Origin of the sequence: Allobosea sp., from assembly GCF_017308015.1 — a bacterium.
In the GTDB taxonomy this organism is placed as follows: Bacteria; Pseudomonadota; Alphaproteobacteria; order Rhizobiales; family Beijerinckiaceae; genus Allobosea.
The window spans coordinates 59,208-76,244 of sequence record NZ_JAFKFW010000020.1 but is presented as its reverse complement, the minus strand read 5'-3'; the positions used below and the strand labels follow the sequence as shown (position 1 = coordinate 76,244).

General features: G+C 66.2%; 19 protein-coding genes. 11 read left to right on the top strand and 8 right to left on the bottom strand.

The window, feature by feature from the left end; translation table 11 throughout:
- Window positions 1-168 precede the first annotated feature (168 nt).
- Together hisI and folE are read right to left on the bottom strand one after the other, a co-directional pair.
- Complete coding sequence (gene hisI / locus J0I42_RS16820; protein ID WP_291656412.1) at window positions 169-576, bottom strand: phosphoribosyl-AMP cyclohydrolase; 408 nt, start codon at window positions 574-576, stop codon at window positions 169-171.
- A 68-nt stretch (window positions 577-644) separates the two neighbouring features.
- Window positions 645-1,289: a GTP cyclohydrolase I FolE gene (gene folE, locus J0I42_RS16815; protein WP_291656410.1), complete on the bottom strand. Its 645-nt coding sequence runs from the start codon at window positions 1,287-1,289 to the stop codon at window positions 645-647.
- A 185-nt stretch (window positions 1,290-1,474) separates the two neighbouring features.
- On the opposite strand from folE, the gene J0I42_RS16810 reads away from it, so the two are divergent.
- Window positions 1,475-1,921, top strand: coding sequence for an iron-sulfur cluster assembly scaffold protein (locus tag J0I42_RS16810; protein ID WP_291656408.1), 447 nt, complete (start codon window positions 1,475-1,477; stop codon window positions 1,919-1,921).
- Between the two features lie 7 nt (window positions 1,922-1,928).
- Here the strand turns inward: J0I42_RS16810 and J0I42_RS16805 are convergent, their stop codons facing one another.
- Complete coding sequence (locus tag J0I42_RS16805) at window positions 1,929-2,690, bottom strand: phosphatase PAP2 family protein (protein ID WP_291656407.1); 762 nt, start codon at window positions 2,688-2,690, stop codon at window positions 1,929-1,931.
- A gap of 101 nt (window positions 2,691-2,791) precedes the next feature.
- Here J0I42_RS16805 and yidD point away from each other — a divergent pair, with 101 nt between their 5' ends.
- From yidD to J0I42_RS16775, 6 genes are all read left to right on the top strand, one after another.
- Window positions 2,792-3,154, top strand: coding sequence for a membrane protein insertion efficiency factor YidD (gene yidD, locus J0I42_RS16800; protein ID WP_291656406.1), 363 nt, complete (start codon window positions 2,792-2,794; stop codon window positions 3,152-3,154).
- A 51-nt stretch (window positions 3,155-3,205) separates the two neighbouring features.
- The gene (thrS, locus tag J0I42_RS16795) at window positions 3,206-5,203 is read left to right on the top strand and encodes a threonine--tRNA ligase (RefSeq protein WP_291656404.1); all 1,998 of its coding nucleotides are present in this window, start codon (window positions 3,206-3,208) and stop codon (window positions 5,201-5,203) included.
- Between the two features lie 158 nt (window positions 5,204-5,361).
- Window positions 5,362-6,651, top strand: a complete 1,290-nt coding sequence (locus J0I42_RS16790) for a DUF2157 domain-containing protein (RefSeq protein ID WP_291656402.1) — start codon at window positions 5,362-5,364, stop codon at window positions 6,649-6,651.
- Window positions 6,651-7,268, top strand: a complete 618-nt coding sequence (locus J0I42_RS16785) for a GDYXXLXY domain-containing protein (protein WP_291656401.1) — start codon at window positions 6,651-6,653, stop codon at window positions 7,266-7,268. The genes J0I42_RS16790 and J0I42_RS16785 overlap by 1 nt, the downstream gene beginning before the upstream one ends.
- Before the next feature lie 287 nt (window positions 7,269-7,555).
- Window positions 7,556-8,782, top strand: a complete 1,227-nt coding sequence (locus tag J0I42_RS16780) for an OpgC family protein (RefSeq protein ID WP_291656399.1) — start codon at window positions 7,556-7,558, stop codon at window positions 8,780-8,782.
- On the top strand, window positions 8,689-9,531 hold the full coding sequence (locus J0I42_RS16775; protein ID WP_291656398.1) for an SGNH/GDSL hydrolase family protein: 843 nt from the start codon (window positions 8,689-8,691) through the stop codon (window positions 9,529-9,531). Before J0I42_RS16780 ends, J0I42_RS16775 begins: the two co-directional genes overlap by 94 nt.
- A 26-nt stretch (window positions 9,532-9,557) precedes the next feature.
- Here the strand turns inward: J0I42_RS16775 and J0I42_RS16770 are convergent, their stop codons facing one another.
- On the bottom strand, window positions 9,558-10,421 hold the full coding sequence (locus J0I42_RS16770) for a hypothetical protein (protein ID WP_291656397.1): 864 nt from the start codon (window positions 10,419-10,421) through the stop codon (window positions 9,558-9,560).
- A gap of 262 nt (window positions 10,422-10,683) precedes the next feature.
- On the opposite strand from J0I42_RS16770, the gene J0I42_RS16765 reads away from it, so the two are divergent.
- A complete protein-coding gene (locus J0I42_RS16765; protein ID WP_291656396.1) occupies window positions 10,684-11,253 on the top strand; it encodes a nitroreductase family protein in 570 nt (189 codons plus the stop codon).
- Between the two features lie 4 nt (window positions 11,254-11,257).
- Window positions 11,258-11,863: a flavin reductase family protein gene (locus J0I42_RS16760; RefSeq protein WP_291656394.1), complete on the top strand. Its 606-nt coding sequence runs from the start codon at window positions 11,258-11,260 to the stop codon at window positions 11,861-11,863.
- Between the two features lie 130 nt (window positions 11,864-11,993).
- Here J0I42_RS16760 and J0I42_RS16755 read toward each other — a convergent pair whose 3' ends face one another.
- From J0I42_RS16755 to J0I42_RS16745, 3 genes are read right to left on the bottom strand one after another with little or no spacing between them, the layout of a single operon-like run.
- Window positions 11,994-12,203: a heavy-metal-associated domain-containing protein gene (locus J0I42_RS16755; RefSeq protein ID WP_291656393.1), complete on the bottom strand. Its 210-nt coding sequence runs from the start codon at window positions 12,201-12,203 to the stop codon at window positions 11,994-11,996.
- 19 nt (window positions 12,204-12,222) lie between these two features.
- Window positions 12,223-13,101 carry an HpcH/HpaI aldolase/citrate lyase family protein gene (locus J0I42_RS16750; protein WP_291656392.1) on the bottom strand — a complete coding sequence of 293 codons (879 nt, stop codon included), beginning with the start codon at window positions 13,099-13,101 and terminating at the stop codon, window positions 12,223-12,225.
- A gap of 2 nt (window positions 13,102-13,103) precedes the next feature.
- Window positions 13,104-13,601 carry a MaoC family dehydratase gene (locus J0I42_RS16745; RefSeq protein ID WP_291656391.1) on the bottom strand — a complete coding sequence of 166 codons (498 nt, stop codon included), beginning with the start codon at window positions 13,599-13,601 and terminating at the stop codon, window positions 13,104-13,106.
- Between the two features lie 192 nt (window positions 13,602-13,793).
- Here J0I42_RS16745 and J0I42_RS16740 point away from each other — a divergent pair, with 192 nt between their 5' ends.
- Window positions 13,794-14,870, top strand: a complete 1,077-nt coding sequence (locus J0I42_RS16740; protein WP_291656388.1) for a lytic transglycosylase domain-containing protein — start codon at window positions 13,794-13,796, stop codon at window positions 14,868-14,870.
- Window positions 14,867-16,081, top strand: a complete 1,215-nt coding sequence (locus tag J0I42_RS16735; protein WP_291656387.1) for a DUF2336 domain-containing protein — start codon at window positions 14,867-14,869, stop codon at window positions 16,079-16,081. The genes J0I42_RS16740 and J0I42_RS16735 overlap by 4 nt, the downstream gene beginning before the upstream one ends.
- A gap of 83 nt (window positions 16,082-16,164) precedes the next feature.
- Here J0I42_RS16735 and J0I42_RS16730 read toward each other — a convergent pair whose 3' ends face one another.
- A complete protein-coding gene (locus J0I42_RS16730) occupies window positions 16,165-16,938 on the bottom strand; it encodes an NAD kinase (protein ID WP_291656384.1) in 774 nt (257 codons plus the stop codon).
- Window positions 16,939-17,037: the final 99 nt, after the last annotated feature.

The following is a 17,037-nucleotide window of genomic DNA, read 5'->3' as shown; positions in this document are numbered from 1 at the left end:
CCGCGCGACACCATCCCACCGCATGGGCTCGTCCCTCCGTGGAATGAGAGGGTCTCAAAAGCCGATGAGCGAAAGATGAACGGCGGCCTCCGGCGATTATCGCTCGTATTTGACGAAACCGTGAAGGCACGTCGGCGGCATCGCCGCTGCGCGCCGGGGTCAGCCCTGTCAGTCGCAGACGATCAACGACCTGTCCGCCTCGCCACGCAGCGGCAGGACCCGATAAAAGCAGGAGCAGCGCCCGGTATGGCAGCAGCCGCCGTCGCCGCCGACCTTCACCTTGATCCAGAGCGCGTCCTGATCGCAGTCGACCCGCATCTCGACGATGGTCTGGATCTGCCCGGAGGTCGCGCCCTTGTGCCAGAGCTCCTGGCGGGAGCGCGACCAGTACCAGGCCTCGCCGGTCTCGACCGAGCGCTGCAGCGCTTCGGCATTCATATGCGCGACCATCAGCACGGCACCGGTATCGGCCTCGGTCGCAACCACCGTGACGAGGCCGTTCGCGTCGAAGCGAGGGCTCAGCGTCGTGCCCTCCTCGAGGGCGTGCTTGTCGGACGCAGTGGGGAAGAGACTCATCTCGGCTCCGAGGAGAGGCGGTCATGCGCCTTGTATGGGAACGACGGGGGCGCGGCCAATCGGAGCTGCTAGAGCCCCGGCGACTTCACCATCGTGAAGAAGCGGACCTGCTCGGCCGGATCGTCGCGGAAGACGCCGCGATATTGCGTGGTCATCGTCGAGGAACCCTGCTTATGGACTCCGCGCATCGACATGCACATATGCTCGGCCTCGACGAGGATGGCGACGCCGCGTGGCTCCAGGACCTCCTCAATCACGTCGGCGATCTGGGCGGTCATCGTTTCCTGTGTCTGCAGACGGCGGGCATAGACGTCGACGATGCGGGCGAGCTTCGACAGGCCGACCACGCCCTTCGACGGGTAGTAGCCGATATGCGCCTTGCCGACGAAGGGCACCATATGGTGCTCGCAATGCGAATAGAACGGGATGTCGCGGACGAGGACCATGTCGCGATAGCCTTCGACCTCCTCGAAGACGCGGTCGAGGATATGGTGCGGATCTTCGGCATAGCCCTTGTAGAATTCCCGGTAGGCCTTGGCGACGCGCCGCGGCGTGTCGGCGAGCCCTTCGCGCGACGGATCGTCGCCCGCCCAGAGCAGAAGCGTGCGGACGGCGGCCTCGGCCTCTTCCTGCGTCGGCTTGCGGACCAGAAACTTGTCAGCGGAGGGGCCGATGGCCCCCTCGACGGACAAGGACTTAACCACAGGGATCATGTGGTGCCTCCCGTTGGGACGATGAAGGCCTCGCAAGCCGCCGTTCCAGGGCTGCGGCAGCGAGGCCGGTGCGACAAGTTCGATGCCTCGCGGCGGAAGAGGTTCCCATGCCCTCCCGTTTTGTGGCGATCAACCCTATATTGGGTCTGCATGCCGGTCATTCCAGACCGGTGAGAGAACTGGCCATGCTGGACGACGTCTACAACAAGCGCATCCTGTCGCTCGCCGCCAACATCCCCCTGCTGCAACGCCTGCCTTCGCCCGATGCGACGGCGCGCGCGCATTCGAAGCTATGCGGCTCGACCGTGACAGTCGATGTCACCATGGACGGCGATGTCGTCACCGGTTTCGGCCATGAGGTGAAGGCTTGCGCACTGGGGCAGGCCTCGTCCTCGATCATGGCTCGCCATATCGTCGGCTCGACGGCGGCGGAACTGCGTGCCGTGCGCGAGCAGGCCCGCGCCATCCTGAAGGAGAATGCCGCGCCGCCGGACGGCAAATGGGCCGATCTCACCGTGCTCGTGCCGGTGCGCGACTTCAAGGCGCGCCATGCCTCGACCATGCTGACCTTCGACGCGGTGGTCGATGCGATCGACCAGATCGAGGCAAAGCGGCGCGAGGCCGCGGCCTAGCGGAAACTCACTTCACTCCGAAGGCGACGCGGATTTCCGGCAGGGTTTCGTCGAAGCGGGCCTTGAAGGCCTGATCCGCCAGCAGGGCCTTGGCGACGGCGCGCCCGACCTTGTCACCGGCGACGAGGTCGCTCGGGAAATGGAAGCCGCAGATCAGGCGGCTCTCATCATAGCTCTTCACCCGTTCCTCCAGTTTGTCCGACATTTCGGGGATGGCCGCCTTCAGCAGCTCCGCATAGAGGGCTGCGGTCGCCGCGTGGCCGGACGGGAAGGAGGTACCGATAGGCCGTGCGCCGGGGCAGGGCTTGACGCGGGTCTTGGCCCAGAGCTGGAAGGGGCGCTGGCGGCTGGTCAGACGGTTGACGCTCTTCAGGAGAATACCGAGCTCGACCTGCGCCTCGCGGAAGAGCAGCCTTACCTCGCGATGGGTGTTGTCGACATAGCCGGTGTCCATGCCGTTCAGGAAGTTCACCAGGGCCTGGCGCTGGTCGGCGATCGCCTGCTGCTCGCGCTCGGGCGTGCGGTTCAGCGTGATGTGCTGCACCTGCTCGAACTCGGCCTTGCCTTCGGGGCTGTTCTGCGCCGGCGGTAGACCGATGATCTTGGCGATGTCGAGCTTGGCGCCGTCGAGCCAGAGCAGGTAAGGCCGCTGCTGGGCCGAGGCCGGTGCGGCGAGGCCGAGGCCCAGAGCCAGTCCGGCGCCGAGCAGGGCAGTGCGAACGGAAGCCTTGCGAAGGAGGGCTTGGCGAAAGCGAGCGGCGCGCATCATGTTTCCGGTATCGAGCAAGAGAAGCGGTTCTGGTTGTGGTTGAACGAAACGAAGCTGACGATCTATTCCAGCGTCTCTTTGTTAAGCAAAGATTTTCGCTGTTGCGAAACGTCGCGCTTTTTCCGCGAAGGGCCGCGCATCTCGCCATTCGCGGCTATCAACTGAGCCTGTCCATGCTGGTCGGGCGGCATTGCCGGCACTGGCCGAGCTGCTCGGCCTATACCGACGAGGCGATCCTGCGCTACGGGCTCTGGCGCGGCGGCTGGGTCGGCTTCGCCCGAATCTGCCGTTGCAATCCATGGGGCACGAGCGGCATCGATATCGTCTGCGAGGAATTGCCGCCGGACGCATCCTGGTATAGGCCATGGTCCTATGGCCGCTGGCGCGGGGCAAACGTGCCGGCGGCTTTCGATTCCGACGCCGAACCGGCCACGGGCGGCGGAACGCAACCCCCACATTCGTAGCCGGCCTAGTCTTACGGGGCTTGTATCCCCGAGTGAGCAGGATAGCGATCCATGACGATCTCCCTGACATTTCCCGACGGCGCCAAGCGCGAGTTTCCCTCCGGCATCACCGGGGTCGAGATCGCCAAGGGCATCTCTCCCTCCTTGTTGAAGCGCACCGTCGCGATGGCGCTCGACGGCACCGTCGTCGACCTCGCCGACCCGATCACCGCGGACGCGAAGATCGAGCTCCTGAACCGGGAAGACCCGCGTTCGCTGGAGCTGATCCGGCACGACACCGCCCACGTCCTCGCCGAGGCCGTGCAGGAACTCTTTCCCGGCACGCAGGTGACGATCGGCCCGGTCATCGAGAACGGCTTCTATTACGATTTCGCCCGCAACGAGCCTTTCACGCCTGAGGATTTCCCGGCGATCGAGAAGAAGATGCGCGAGATCATCGCGCGCGACAAACCCTTCACCAAGGAGATCTGGGGCCGCGACAAGGCCAAGGATTTCTTCGCCGGGAAGGGCGAGACCTACAAGGTCGAGCTGGTCGATGCGATCCCCGCCGACCAGACGCTGAAGATGTACGCACAGGGCGACTGGATCGACCTCTGCCGCGGCCCGCACATGACTTCGGTCGGCAAGGTCGGCAACGCCTTCAAGCTGATGAAGACGGCCGGCGCCTATTGGCGCGGCGACTCGAACAACGCGATGCTGACCCGTATCTACGGAACGGCCTTCGCCAAGCAGGAAGAGCTCGACGCCTATCTCAAGCAGATCGAGGAAGCGGAGAAGCGCGACCACCGCAAGCTCGGCCGGGAGATGGACCTGTTCCATTTCCAGGAGGAGGGGCCGGGCGTCGTGTTCTGGCACTCCAAGGGCTGGCGCCTGTTCCAGGAGATCATCGCCTATATGCGCCGGCGCCTCGCCGCCGATTATGAGGAGGTGAATGCGCCGCAGATCCTCGACAAGTCGCTCTGGGAGACCTCGGGCCACTGGGGCTGGTACCAGGACAACATGTTCGCGGTGAAATCGGCCGCGGCCTTCGAGAACCCGGCCGATGCCGAGCGCGACCATCGCGTCTTCGCGCTGAAGCCGATGAACTGCCCGGGCCATGTCCAGATCTTCAAGCACGGCCTGAAGAGCTATCGCGATCTGCCGATCCGGCTTGCCGAGTTCGGCAATGTCCACCGCTACGAGCCCTCGGGCGCGCTGCATGGGCTGATGCGTGTGCGCGGCTTCACGCAGGACGACGCGCATATCTTCTGCACGGAAGAGCAGCTCGCGGCCGAATGCCTGAAGATCAACGACCTGATCCTGTCGGTTTACGAGGATTTCGGATTCGACCAGGACCTCGTGATCAAGCTCTCGACGCGGCCCGAGAAGCGTGTCGGCTCCGACGCGCTCTGGGACCATGCCGAGGACGTCATGACCAAGGTGCTGGAGACGATCGCCAGGCAGTCCGGCAACCGGATCAAGACCGAGATCAACCCGGGTGAGGGCGCCTTCTACGGGCCGAAATTCGAGTATGTCCTGCGCGATGCGATCGGCCGCGACTGGCAATGCGGCACGACGCAGGTCGACTTCAACCTGCCGGAGCGGTTCGGGGCCTTCTATATCGGTGCCGATGGCGAGAAGAAGCAGCCGGTCATGGTCCACCGCGCCATCTGCGGCTCGCTGGAGCGCTTCACCGGCATCCTGATCGAGCATCATGCCGGGCATTTCCCGCTCTGGCTGGCGCCTGAGCAGATCGTCGTCTGCCCGATCACCTCGGAGGCGGATGCCTATGCCGAGGATGTGACGATGGTTCTGATGGCGGCAGGCCTCAGGGCACGCGCCGACCTGCGCAACGAGAAGATCTCGTACAAGGTGCGCGAGCACTCGCTGGCCAAGGTTCCGGTCATCCTCGCCGTCGGCAAGCGCGAGGCCGAGGAGAGGACCGTGACGGTCCGCCGTCTCGGCAGCCAGGCGCAGACGGTCATGTCCCTCGACGACGCGCTCAAGGCGCTGGGCGAGGAGGCGCTGGCGCCGGATCTGGCCCGCAAGAAGGCCGTGAAGACGGCCTGACCAAGAGCTGTCGAATGGCTGTCGTTCCGGGACGCGTCACAGGCGCGAATCCGGAACGACAGCCATGTTTTGTTCGGAAGCGGCCCGGCGATCGTCTCCGCTTCGGGGCGGAGCGCGCCCCTAGCGAATCCCACCCCCACCGTGCCAGATTGCCGGCGATGCTGACAGGTTCCTATCTCAAGCGGCTCGAAGCCGATCTTCCTCGCTGGGTCACCGAAGGCTGGCTCAGTGCCGAGAATGCCGGTGCGATCCGGCGTTCGGTCGCCCGGGAACGGGGCGGTGTCCGCCTGCCGGCGCTGCTCGGTCTACTCGGTGGCCTGCTGATCGCTGCCAGCGTCGCGGCCTTCGTCGCAGCCGGCTGGGAGGACATTCCGCGCCTCGTCAAGCTCGGTATGATCCTGGCCGCCATCGCCGCCTGCATCGGCTATGCCTTCCGGCTGGAGCGTCAGGGCTCGCCGCGCGGCGCCGATGCCGCCGTGACCTGCGGCGTGCTGATCTTCGGCGCCGGGCTCGCGCTGGTCGGCCAGATGTACCATCTGCCGGCAGACTGGCCGGATGGGGCCTTGCTGGTGGGGCTCGGCGGCCTGATCGCCGCTTTCCTGATGCGCTCGAACGGTGCGCTGGCGATCGCGTTGATCGCGATCTGCGCCTGGAGTGGCGGGCGCTGGGAGGAGGCGCGCAGCGGCGCTCATCTCGGCTTCCTCATCCTCTATCTGCCGGCCTTGTGGCTTTCGCTGTCGCGCGACAATCGGCTGGTCCATCACCTCGTCGTTCTGGCTGCGGCGGCCTGGCTTGGGATGGCGCCGGGTTACGCACTGTTCGATCGCCTCGACTATGGTTTTCTGGCCTATGGGCTGGCGCTCGCCGTGTTCTATGTGGCGCTGGGCGCGCTGGCGCTCGACCGGGGCCTGCCGCCGGTTCTGACCGCCTGCCTGCCCTGGGGGCTGGTCGGATTGGTGCTGGTGCTGAATGTCGAGCTGATCCGCATCCTCGACCACGACGAGGCTCGGGCCGGGCATGCGTTCCGTTTCGTCTTCCTCGCCTATGCGGTCACCGTCCCGGTCGTCGCCTGCCTTGCGGGCCTCGCCCGGGAGCAGCGCTTCGCCTGGCCCTTGGCTACGGGGCTCGTTTTCGTCCTGCTGGTACCGGTCGTGTTCTGGAGCGGCATCGTCACCGCCATGGCCGGCAAGATCATCGTCGCGAGTCTGGTGTTGCTGGCCGCGACGGCGCTCGTGGCGTCCGGCGCTGCCGGAGGCGTTCGGCGGCTGGTGCTGGCCGGCTCGGTGCTGTTCGGCGTCGCGATCCTGATCCTGCTCTGGCAGACGATCGGTACGCTGCTCGATCAGTCGCTGTTCTTCTTCGTCGCAGGCGCGACCTTGCTGGCCGTCGCTTCCGGCGCTCGCCGCCTTTTCGCCCGCTTCAATCCGCCTGAGAAGGAAGCCGCGTGATGCGCGCGTTTGCGGCCGATACCCTCGTCGCAAAGGTGCCGCTGGTCTGGCGCGCCTTGGCGACCGTGGTGCTGCTGGGGCTCGTTCTGCTCGGCCTCGTCGAACAGCGGGCACGGATCCTGAAGAGCGGCACGGAAATCCGTCTGAAAACCGTCCCCGTCGATCCGCGCGACCTCTTTCGCGGCGACTATGTCGTGCTGGCCTACCCGATCAGCACGGTCGAATCCGATGCTGCCGGTCAGCCGGGTTTTCAGCGCGGCGAGCAGGTCTATGTCAGCCTCGGCCGGGACGAGCAGGGCTTTGCCAAGGCGGTGGGCGTCTCGCGCGATTGGCCCAAGGCCGGCGAAGGCGTGGTGGTGATCGCAGGGCGCGTCACGTCGACCTCGGCCTGTGCCACCAATGCGGACGGTGCCTTCGATTGCAGCGGTCAGCGCAACCGCCTGCGCATCGCCTACGGTCTCGAGAGCTATTTCGTGCCGCAGGGCGAGGGCAAGGCGATCGAGACCACCGACAAGGCCCGGATCGAGGTCGTCGTCGCCGTCTCGTCTGCGGGTGAGGCTGCGATCAAGCGTCTGCTGATCGACGGCAAGCCGGTCTACGCCGAACCACCCTACTGAAGCAGCCTGCTGAGCAGCCCCGAACCGACCGGCGCGGCATCACATTGCCGTGTCGGCGCCGCTTCGTCTCAACCCCGCCGCAAAGACGCTCATGATCCGCCACACGCGCTTGTGACAACGCGCCGCGTGACGCGAATCCTCGGGAGTTATATGAACAGCAGATGAACGGATTCGACAGCAAACGTTCATCTTGAGAGCGGCGAGCCGGAACATGAAGCGGCCGCCGGCGTTTCGATCCTGGATTTTTCGGCCTGCTGAAGGCAGCCTCTCTGAAGGACTTGCGTCCCGTGTCCTCCCATTCTTCCTTCAGGCGCTTCCTGCTTCTCGGCCGCCCGGCCGCGGATGCAGTGCTGGCCGCTCCGGGACGGGATGCGCGGATCGACGTGATCCGCGGGCTTTCCCTGCTGATCATCTTCATCAATCACATGCCGGGGAACGTGGTTTCGGCTTATATGCCGCATAATTACGGCTTCTCGGATGCGGCCGACATCTTCGTCCTGCTGGCCGGCGTCTCGGCGGCGCTCGCCTATGGCGGGCTGATCGAGCAGCGCGGGCTGGCGGTCGCAGGGCTGAAGCTCGGCGCACGAATCTGGACGCTCTACATCGCGCATATCGCCGTGTTCATCATCGTTTGCGGTGTCGTCGCGACGGCGGTCACGCGGACGCAGAACCCGCTCTATATCGAGGCGATCAACATCCAGCCCTTCTTCCGCGACACGGTCGAAGCGTTGATCGGCGCGCTGACACTGACCTACCAGCCGTCCTATCTCGATATCCTGCCGCTCTATATCGTGCTGTTGGCGCTGTTTCCGGCGATCTACTATGCGGCGCGGCTTAGCCCGCTGCTCACGCTCGCCTGCTCGCTGGCGATCTGGCAGGCGGCGCTCGCCTTCGAGCTCAACCTGCCCAATGGCAATGCAGGGGTCTGGTTCTTCAACCCCTTCGCCTGGCAGGTCGTGTTCACGCTCGGCGTCGTCATCGGGCGGGCGGCACAGCTCGGCATCCGTGCGCCACGGCTGCCCTGGATCGACGTTATGGCGGTTGCTTTCATCGCCTTTGCCTGGGCGGTGAAGATCACAAGCGGCAATCCGACAGGCATCGCCGCGCTTAACGACTGGTTCGATTCCGTCCAGCTCGGCTCGGATAAGACCAATCTTGCCTGGACCAGGCTGCTTCATATCGGCGCGCTGGCCTGGCTGGCGATCCGCTGGCTGCCGGCCGGAACCGCGTTGGCGAAGGCTGCCCCGGGTCGCATGCTTGCCAGCGCCGGGCAGAATTCGCTTCACGTCTTCTGCGCGGGCATCGTGCTCTCGATCATCGGACAGATCCTGCTCGCGGAAACATCGTTCGATCCGGGCGTTCAGTTGCTGATCTGTGCCGGTGGCGCTACAATTCTGACAGGGTTAGGGATTTTCCTGTCGTGGTACCGTTCGATCACGAAACGCGGCGCAAGCGCCGAGTCTGCCCCGGCCCGTGGCGCGCAGCCGTCACGGCCTTCCTTCTCCTCGCGCTGAATTCCGGATCGAGCGCCGCACCGCTGCCGCCGCCGCCCGATATCCGTTGCCGCGCCGAAGGGGCTAAGGCCGCCTTCCAGCCCAACCTGCCGGCCGCGCGCAAGGCGCTCCAGGAAACCGGCCGTTTGACCGTGGTGGCGTTGGGCTCCTCGGCTACAGCCGGCTCCGGCGCCAGTGCCGACGACAAGAGCTATCCGGCGGTGCTCCAGGCGGAGCTGCGTCGGCGCCTGCCCGGTGCCGAGGTCCGGGTCGTCAACAAGGGGGTCGGCGGCCAGTCAGCCTATGACATGCTGCTGCGCATGCAGCCCGATGTGATCGACGAGAAGCCGGCGATCGTGATCTGGCAGACCGTCATCAACGACGCCATTCGCGATATCGGCGAGGACAAGCTCGGCAAGATCCTGCGCAAGGGGGTGAGCAAGGCCCGTGCCGCCGGGATCGAGATGATCCTGATGGACCTGCCCTGGCTGCCGCGCGAAGGGCGCTATCCGCATTACGACGATTATCGCGCGGTGCTCGCGAAAACGGCGCAGGATCAGGGCATCTCGCTGTTCCCACGCTATGCGATGATGAAGGGCTGGTCGAATTCGCGCCAGTTTACCCCGGAGGAGCTCGTCGGCATGGATGGCTTGCATCTCGTCGATGCGGGCTATCGCTGCCTGGCGCTGCGGCTGGCGGATGGGATCGTCGCGGGGATCGGTCCGGTCAGGATCGAGGCCGCCGGCAATAGCGCCAGGCAGACGAACTGAAGCGGGCGCCGCCGGCCCGCGCCGGCCTACCTCGCGAGAACCTCGACATCATGGTCGCTGCCCGACTCGACCTTGAAGTCGCGCGAGAAAACCTGCCCCTCCTGCCGGGCGATCAGGACGTAGTCGCCTTCGGCCAGAATGACCTGCGGAAAGGCACCGATCGCCTCGCGGATGACGTCGCCGCCCGGCGTCAGCACGCTGAAGGCGGTGCCGGCAAAGGCTTCGCCACCGGTATTGGCAACGAGCTTCAGGGTGACCTTGGCCGCGCGATGATGCAGCGTCGCGTCGGTGACCTTGCCGGTCTCGACTTTCACGTCGGCGCGCTGGATCGCGTTGGAATCGCCATAGGTCGAGACGACGTGATAGGTGCCCTCGGGCAGACGGATGACCTCGCCCGCCTTGGCGCCGCTGGTGATCAGGCGACCTTCGGAGTTGCCCTGCAGCGGCACGAACACGGAGAAGGACAGGAGCGTCGCCGGGATCGGCGCATCGCCGATGGAGCCGGCCAGCGAGAGCGCGCCAGCGCTGATCTGGACCAGATCGCTCAAGCCTTGCTGGCCGAGGCTGACCCGCCTGGTGCCGCTGGCGAAGCCGTAGCCGGCATGGATGATGTAATTGCCTGGCGGCAGGGAGAAGGCGGGCTCCGGCTCGGAGGAGCGCGCGACGATCCTGGGCGAGGCGCCGTCGGCACTTTCGCTCAGCACGCGCCAGTTCAAACCGGAGCGGATCGGCTTCCGGTCGCCTGCGAACTGGGCCGAAACGGACAGGCGCGCCAATCCGTTCGGCGCGACAGGCTGGCCCTGCATGGGGGCTGGGGCCGGAGTATCCGCGCCGGGGCCGGGATCGGCGGACTGGGCGCCCGCAAGTGTCGGTGCGAGCAAGACGGCCACGGCGAAGGCGACCCCGGCAAGGCGGCGACCGGCTTCATAGCCACCCGAAGCATTTTCGCGTTTCCCTGAAACACGAAAACCCTCCGGCTTCTTGTTGTGTTGCATTCTCTTCACGCGAACCGGTATCCACTTCGCTTGAAAATGCTCCAATTCAAGCATGCTTTTCGTCCTCGGCGGCTCTGCGGCGATGTATGAGCAGCTCGGCTTGTCCTCATCATGGCGAAGGAATAGGTCAATTCCAAAGCCACTGTCCGGATGTTTCATGACCGATACGCTCTCTCTGCTCAAGCTGCGTCGCTCCGTGCCGCCGCAGTTCCTCACGGCGCCCGGCCCCGAAGGCGCCCAACTCGATGAGTTGCTCGCCATCGCCGCGCGCGTGCCCGATCATGGCAAGCTCGCGCCCTGGCGCTTCATCGTCTTCAAGGGCGCGGCCCGCGAGGAGGCGGCCCAGATCGTCGCGCGCGTCTTTCGCGAGAAGAACCCGCAGGCGAGCGAGGACCAGGTCGAGTTCGAGCGCAAGCGCCTGCTGCATGCGCCGGTCATCGTCGGAGTGGTCTCGCGGGCGCGGGATCACGCCAAGATCCCGCTCTGGGAGCAGCAGCTTTCCGCTGGCGCGGTCTGCATGACCATGCTCGTCGGCGCCTATGCCATGGGCTATGCCGGCTCCTGGCTGACCAACTGGTTCTCCTTCGATCGCGACGTCCTGACGGCTTTCGGGCTTGTCGGGGACGAGCGGATGGCCGGTTTTGTCCATCTGGGCACGCCGACCGCGCCGATCACCGATCGCGACCGGCCGGTGATGGCCGATATCGTCAGCTATTACGGGAGCTGACGCGATGATCTATTCCGCCACGAAGGACGATCTCGGCTTCGCGCACGACCCGTTCAAGGCGATCGTCGCGCCGCGGCCGATCGGCTGGATCACGGCGCTGAGCGCGAAGGGCGAGGTCAATCTCTCACCCTACAGCTTCTTCAACGCGATCTCGTCGCGGCCGAACATCGTGATGTTCTCATCGGAGAACAAGAAGGACGCCGTCGCCTTCATCGAGGAGACCGGCGAATTCACCTGTTCGCTGGTGACCAGGGCACTGGCGCAGCCGATGAACCTGACCTCGGCGCCGCTGCCGCGCGGCGAGAGCGAATACGCTCATGCCGGACTGGAGATGGCACCGTCGCGTTTCGTCAAGCCGCCGCGCGTCGCCGGAACGCCGGCCGCGCTGGAATGCAAGCTGCTCTCGATCCAGCAGTTGCATGATCTCGACGGGAATGCCGTACCGCGCTGGATGGTGCTGGGGCAGGTCGTCGGCACTTTCATCGACGACGCCTTCGTCAAGGACGGGCGTTTCGATACGGCCGGTGCCAACCCGATCGCGCGCTGCGGCTATGCCGACTATGCCGAGGTGACGAGCCTGTTCTCGATCACGCGCCCGGCGGGCGGGTAGCGTGTCTCTCCCGCTCGTCATGAAATTCTCGGGCTCGACCCGAGAATCTCATGACGAGCGGGTGCAGGAGCCTCTTTCTGCCGGAGATGCTCGGGTCAAGCCCGGGCATGACGCGCTAGGGCGGCCGGATTCAGCCCACCAGCGGCTCGGCGCGGTAATCCCCGAATTCCGCCAGCGCCTTGTTGACCGTCTCGGCATCGAGCTTCACGCCTTCCGGCAGGGTGAGGCGCGGCGGATCGAGCGTCACCGTCGCGCCGGGAGCGAGCGCCGTCGCGGCGCGCTGGACGCGCGAGGCGCAGCCGCCGCAATGCATACCTGAAATCTCGAAAATCTGAGTCATTGGAATCGCCTCCGGCGGTTCATTCAGCCAGTTTGCGAGCCCGTGCGACGAGCCGCTGTGCCTTGATCAGATGGGGGCGATCCAGCATCTCGCCATCGAGTCCGATGACACCGGCACCGGGATTGGCTTCGAACAGGGCGATGATCTGCTTCGCCTTGGCGAGCGCCGCCGGCGAGGGCGCGAAGATCTCGTTGATCGGGGCGACCTGTGCCGGATGGATCGCCATCTTGCCGGTGAAGCCGTCGCGGCGAGCGGCGAGGCACTCGGCCCGGAATGCGGCATCGTCGCGGAAATTGGTGAAGACGGTGTCGATCGCGTCGACCTGCGCCGCCGTGGCGCCGAAGAGGGTGAGCGCGCGGGCGAGGCGGTAGGGATCGGTATAGGAGCCGTCCTCCAGCCGGTTGGTCTCGGCGCCGAGATCGGCCGACAGGTCTTCCGCGCCCCAGGTCAGCGCCATCAGGCGGTGCGAGGAACGGCTGTAGCTGCCGAGCCCGAAAATGCCTTTGGCGTTCTCGGTGGTGATCGGCAGGATTCGCGTCGTGCCGTCCGGAAGGTCGGCCTCGGCCTCGCGTACCGCGATCTTGGCGGCGAGATGGCCGACATCGGTGCCGCCCTCGGATTTGGGCAGCATGATCGCATCCGGCGCGCCGGGCATGATCGCGTCGAGATCAGCGTCGCTCATGCCCGTCGCCAGGCCGTTGATGCGGACGATCAAAAGAGGGCGCTTCGGCAGGGCGCGGGAGGATTCGAGGAAGGCGCGGGTAATCTCGCGTGCCTGCGGCTTGGCATCGAGCGCGACGGAATCCTCCAGGTCGAGGATCAGCGCGTCGGCGCCGCTCTCCAAACCCTTCTGCTGCTTCTTCGGGCTGTCGCCCGGCACGAACAGGAGCGAACGCATGATCAGACCGCGACCGTCTCGGGGACCGGGCGCTTGCGCATGAAGGCCTGGCGGCGGCACTGAGCGACCAGCGTGCCGTCCTGCTTGTAGGCCTTGTGCACGAACTCGACGATGCCGGCATCGGGCCGCGAGCGCGATTCGCGCTTGGCCGCGATCTCGGTGGTGCAGTTGATCGTGTCGCCCTCGAAGAGCGGGGCGGGGAAGAGGACGTCGGTCATGCCGAGATTGCCGATGGTGGTGCCGACCGTGGTGTCGTTGACGGAGATGCCGATCATCAGGCCGAGCGTGAACAGCGAGTTCATCAGCGGTTTGCCCCACTCGGTCTCGGTCGCGCAGAAATGCGCATCGATATGAAGGGGTTGCGGATTGAGCGTCATGTTGGAGAACAGCATGTTGTCCATCTGCGTGACGGTGCGGGTCAGGCCGTGCTCGATGACCGCGCCGACCTGGAAATCCTCGAAATAGATTCCGCCACGCTTGTGACGCACCACTTCCGCCATCGACGCCTCCGTCCTCATCACGCCGGCTGCTGAGCCGGAACCAGAATCGTAGAGGGACCTCTGCGGGGAGGGAAGCGGAAAGCGCCGCTGCCCCAGCGGCATACGATCGATCTTAACGGTTCGCTTACCATAATGGAGGCAATTTCGAGACAGGGTCCTCGCGATGCGCGCGGGCCGCCGCCGAAGGTCTCGATGTTCCTCTTCACCACGCCGCAAAGCCAGAGCCGCGAAACGCAGCCAGCGAACCCGGTCGTCAGTGCCATTCGCCAGGGTGCGGAGCGGACGGGCGCGGGGTTCGATTATCTGCTCAAGACGGCGCAGCGCGAATCGTCGCTGGAACCGACGGCCAAGGCGAGCACATCGAGCGCCACAGGCCTCTTCCAGTTCATCGAGCAGACCTGGCTCGCCATGGTCAAGCAGGAGGGTCCGAAGCAGGGCCTCTCGCAATATGCGGATGCGATCACCGAGAGCGGCGGGCGCCTGAGTGTTTCGGACCCGGCTGCGCGCGACAGGATCCTGCAGTTGCGCAACGATCCGCAGGTCGCGGCCGTGATGGCCGGTGCGCTCACCCAGAAGAACCGCGACCAGCTTGCCTCGACCCTCGGCCGCCAGCCGCAGGCCGGTGAACTCTATATGGCGCATGTGCTAGGTGCGCGCGGCGCGTCCGACCTGATCCGGGCCGCGGCGAGCGACCCCGCCCGCGTGGCGGCGCGGGATTTCCCTGAGGCCGCCGCCGCCAATCGCTCGATCTTCTACGACAAGGCCGGCCGCGCGCGCAGCGTGCAGGAGGTTTACGGCGTGCTGGCTGCTAGTCATGCGAGTACGCAGGTCGCGGCCAATGTGACGGCGAACGCTCAAGCCGGACAGGGCGATATTCCGGCCGTGGAGATCGCGGCGGCGCTGCGGCCAGAGCGTGCCAAGGGGCTCGTCGGCCTGTTCTCGACCGGCGGCTCGCGCGATCCGGTCTCGAAGGCCGTCGCCAATCTCTGGACGACGCCGCCGCGCAACGGCACGCGCATGGCCTCCCTCGAAGGCGGGGAGCGTTATTTCCCACGCTCCGGACAAGGCGAAGCAACCATGTCGGACGCGAACCCGATCGCAGGCGCGGCGTCTGTCGGCGCCGCGGCCAAGGCGGTCAATGCGCCACTGCCGCCATCGCGGCCGAGCGATCTGTCCCTGCCTGATGTCGCGACCTCGCAGCCCGTGGCCAAGCGGCGCAGCGGACCGCTCGACCTGTCTTCCTTCATGATTCAGCGGAGCGGGGCATGATCGTTCGGCGCTTCCTGCTCTGGGCCCGGACCGCACCGGCGGAGGCACGCGCGAGCGGCGCGGCCAGCCTGGCGGGAGCCTATCTGCGCTCCGGCATGTCCGACGAGGACCGGCACGAGGCCGAGACGGCCCTGATGGCGCTGATCGACGATCCCTCGCCACTGGTGCGCCGGGCTATCGCCGAGGAGATGGCGCCCTCGATGCGCACGCCGCGCAATCTCGCGCTCAGCCTGATCGCCGAGCAGAGCGATGTCGCAGCCCTCGTCCTCGCGCACTCCCCGGTGTTGACCGAGGCGGATCTGGTCGATGCCGCCGCGATCGGGGATGCGCTCGCCCAGAAGGCGATCGCCATGCGCCGTTGCCTGCCGGTCGGCGTCTGCGCCGCGCTCGCCGAGGTCGGCTGCGCGGAGGCCCTCGTCACGCTTGCCGGCAATCGAACAGCCGAGATTCCCGATTTCTCGCTGGAGCGCATGATCGAGCGCCATGGCGATAGCGGCACCCTGCGCGAGGCCTTGCTCGAACGCGCCGATCTGCCGGGCGGCCTGAGACAGACCATTGCCGCCAAGGTTTCAGACACTCTGGCGAATTTCGTCACGGGCTGCGGCTGGCTGACGCCGGAGCGCAGCGCGCGGCTTGCCCGCGAATCGACCGAGCGGGTCGCGGTCGCGCTTGCCGCCGGCGGCGAAGCCAGCGACGCGCCGGCGATCGTCGAGGTGCTCAGGGTCACCGGGCGATTGACCTCGGGGCTGATCCTGCGTTCGCTGCTCAGCGGCGAGCCAGCTTTGGCCGAGGCGGCTTTCGTCGCTCTGTCCGGCTTGCCCGAGGAGCGTGTCGCGGCGTTGCTGCGCGATCGGCGCGGTGCAGGCATCAAGGCGCTCTGCCGCAAGGCCGGGTTGCCGGTTTCGCTGGAACCTGCCTTCTCGGCTGCAATCCTGGCGCTGAATGCGCGCGGCTTCGACTGCGGTGGAACCGGACGGGGCATCGATCGCGGTCTGTTGCGTGCGGTCCTGACCGCCTGCGAGGGGGTGCGGGGCGCGGAAGCGGAGGCGCTGATGGCCCTGTTGCGCCGCCTCGATGCGGAAGCTGCGCGCGAGGAGGCCCGGAGTCTGGCGGATTCGCTGGCGGACGATGCGGCGCTGGCGCTGCTTGTCGAGGCCGACCCGTCGTTCCTGATCGAGCTCGCCGAAAGCGATCTGCGCGACGCCGCCTGATCCGGCTGCCAATTGATCGCCTGTTCGTTGACGCGGACCCTCGGTCCTTCACGCGATCCGGCGCCACTTCGCTTGAAAACGCTTCAGTACCCGAACTGTTCGCGCAGGATGCGCTCGTCCAGGCTGTGGCCGGGATCGTGCAACATGACGAGATCGACGCTGCGGTCGATCTCGATCGAGACGGTGCTGACCTCGTCGATCTGCGTATGGTCGGCGACGGCGCTGACGGGGCGCTTCTCGGCCTCCAGCACTTCGATGAAGACCTTGGCATGCTCCGGTAGCAGGGCGCCGCGCCAGCGGCGGGGCCGGAAAGCCGAGATCGGCGTCAGCGCCAGCAGCGGTGCGTCGAGCGGCAGGATCGGTCCATTGGCAGAAAGATTATAGGCGGTCGAACCCGCGGGCGTCGCCAGCAGGAGGCCGTCTGCGATCAACTCGGACAGACGCACCTGGCCGTCGACCGAGATGCGCAGCTTTGCCGCCTGATAGGAGCGGCGCAGCAGCGAGACTTCGTTGATCGCCTTGGCCTGCACGATGGCGCCGTTGCGGTCGGTCGCCTGCATCGAGAGCGGGTGCACAATGCTGCGCTGGGCGGCGTCTAGCCGCCTGGTCAGGCCGCGCTCCTTGAACTCGTTCATCAGGAAGCCGACCGAGCCGCGATTCATGCCGTAGATCGGCTTGCCCGTTCCAAGGAAGCGATGGAGGGTCTGCAGCATCAGGCCGTCGCCGCCGAGCGCGACCACGACATCGGCCTTGGCCGGATCGGCATTGCCATAGCGCTCGACCAGCTTGTCGAGCGCCGCCTGCGCTTCAGGGGTTTCGCTGGCGACGAAGGAGATCGCGCCGAATCGTTCGGTCATAGCGTGTCCTGAGCGGCAGGCCTTGCGGCATCAGGGGCAGGCTTAACACGATCGAACGGCGTGCGGCGAGCCTGCGGCTGCGACCAAAGCCCGCTCGAC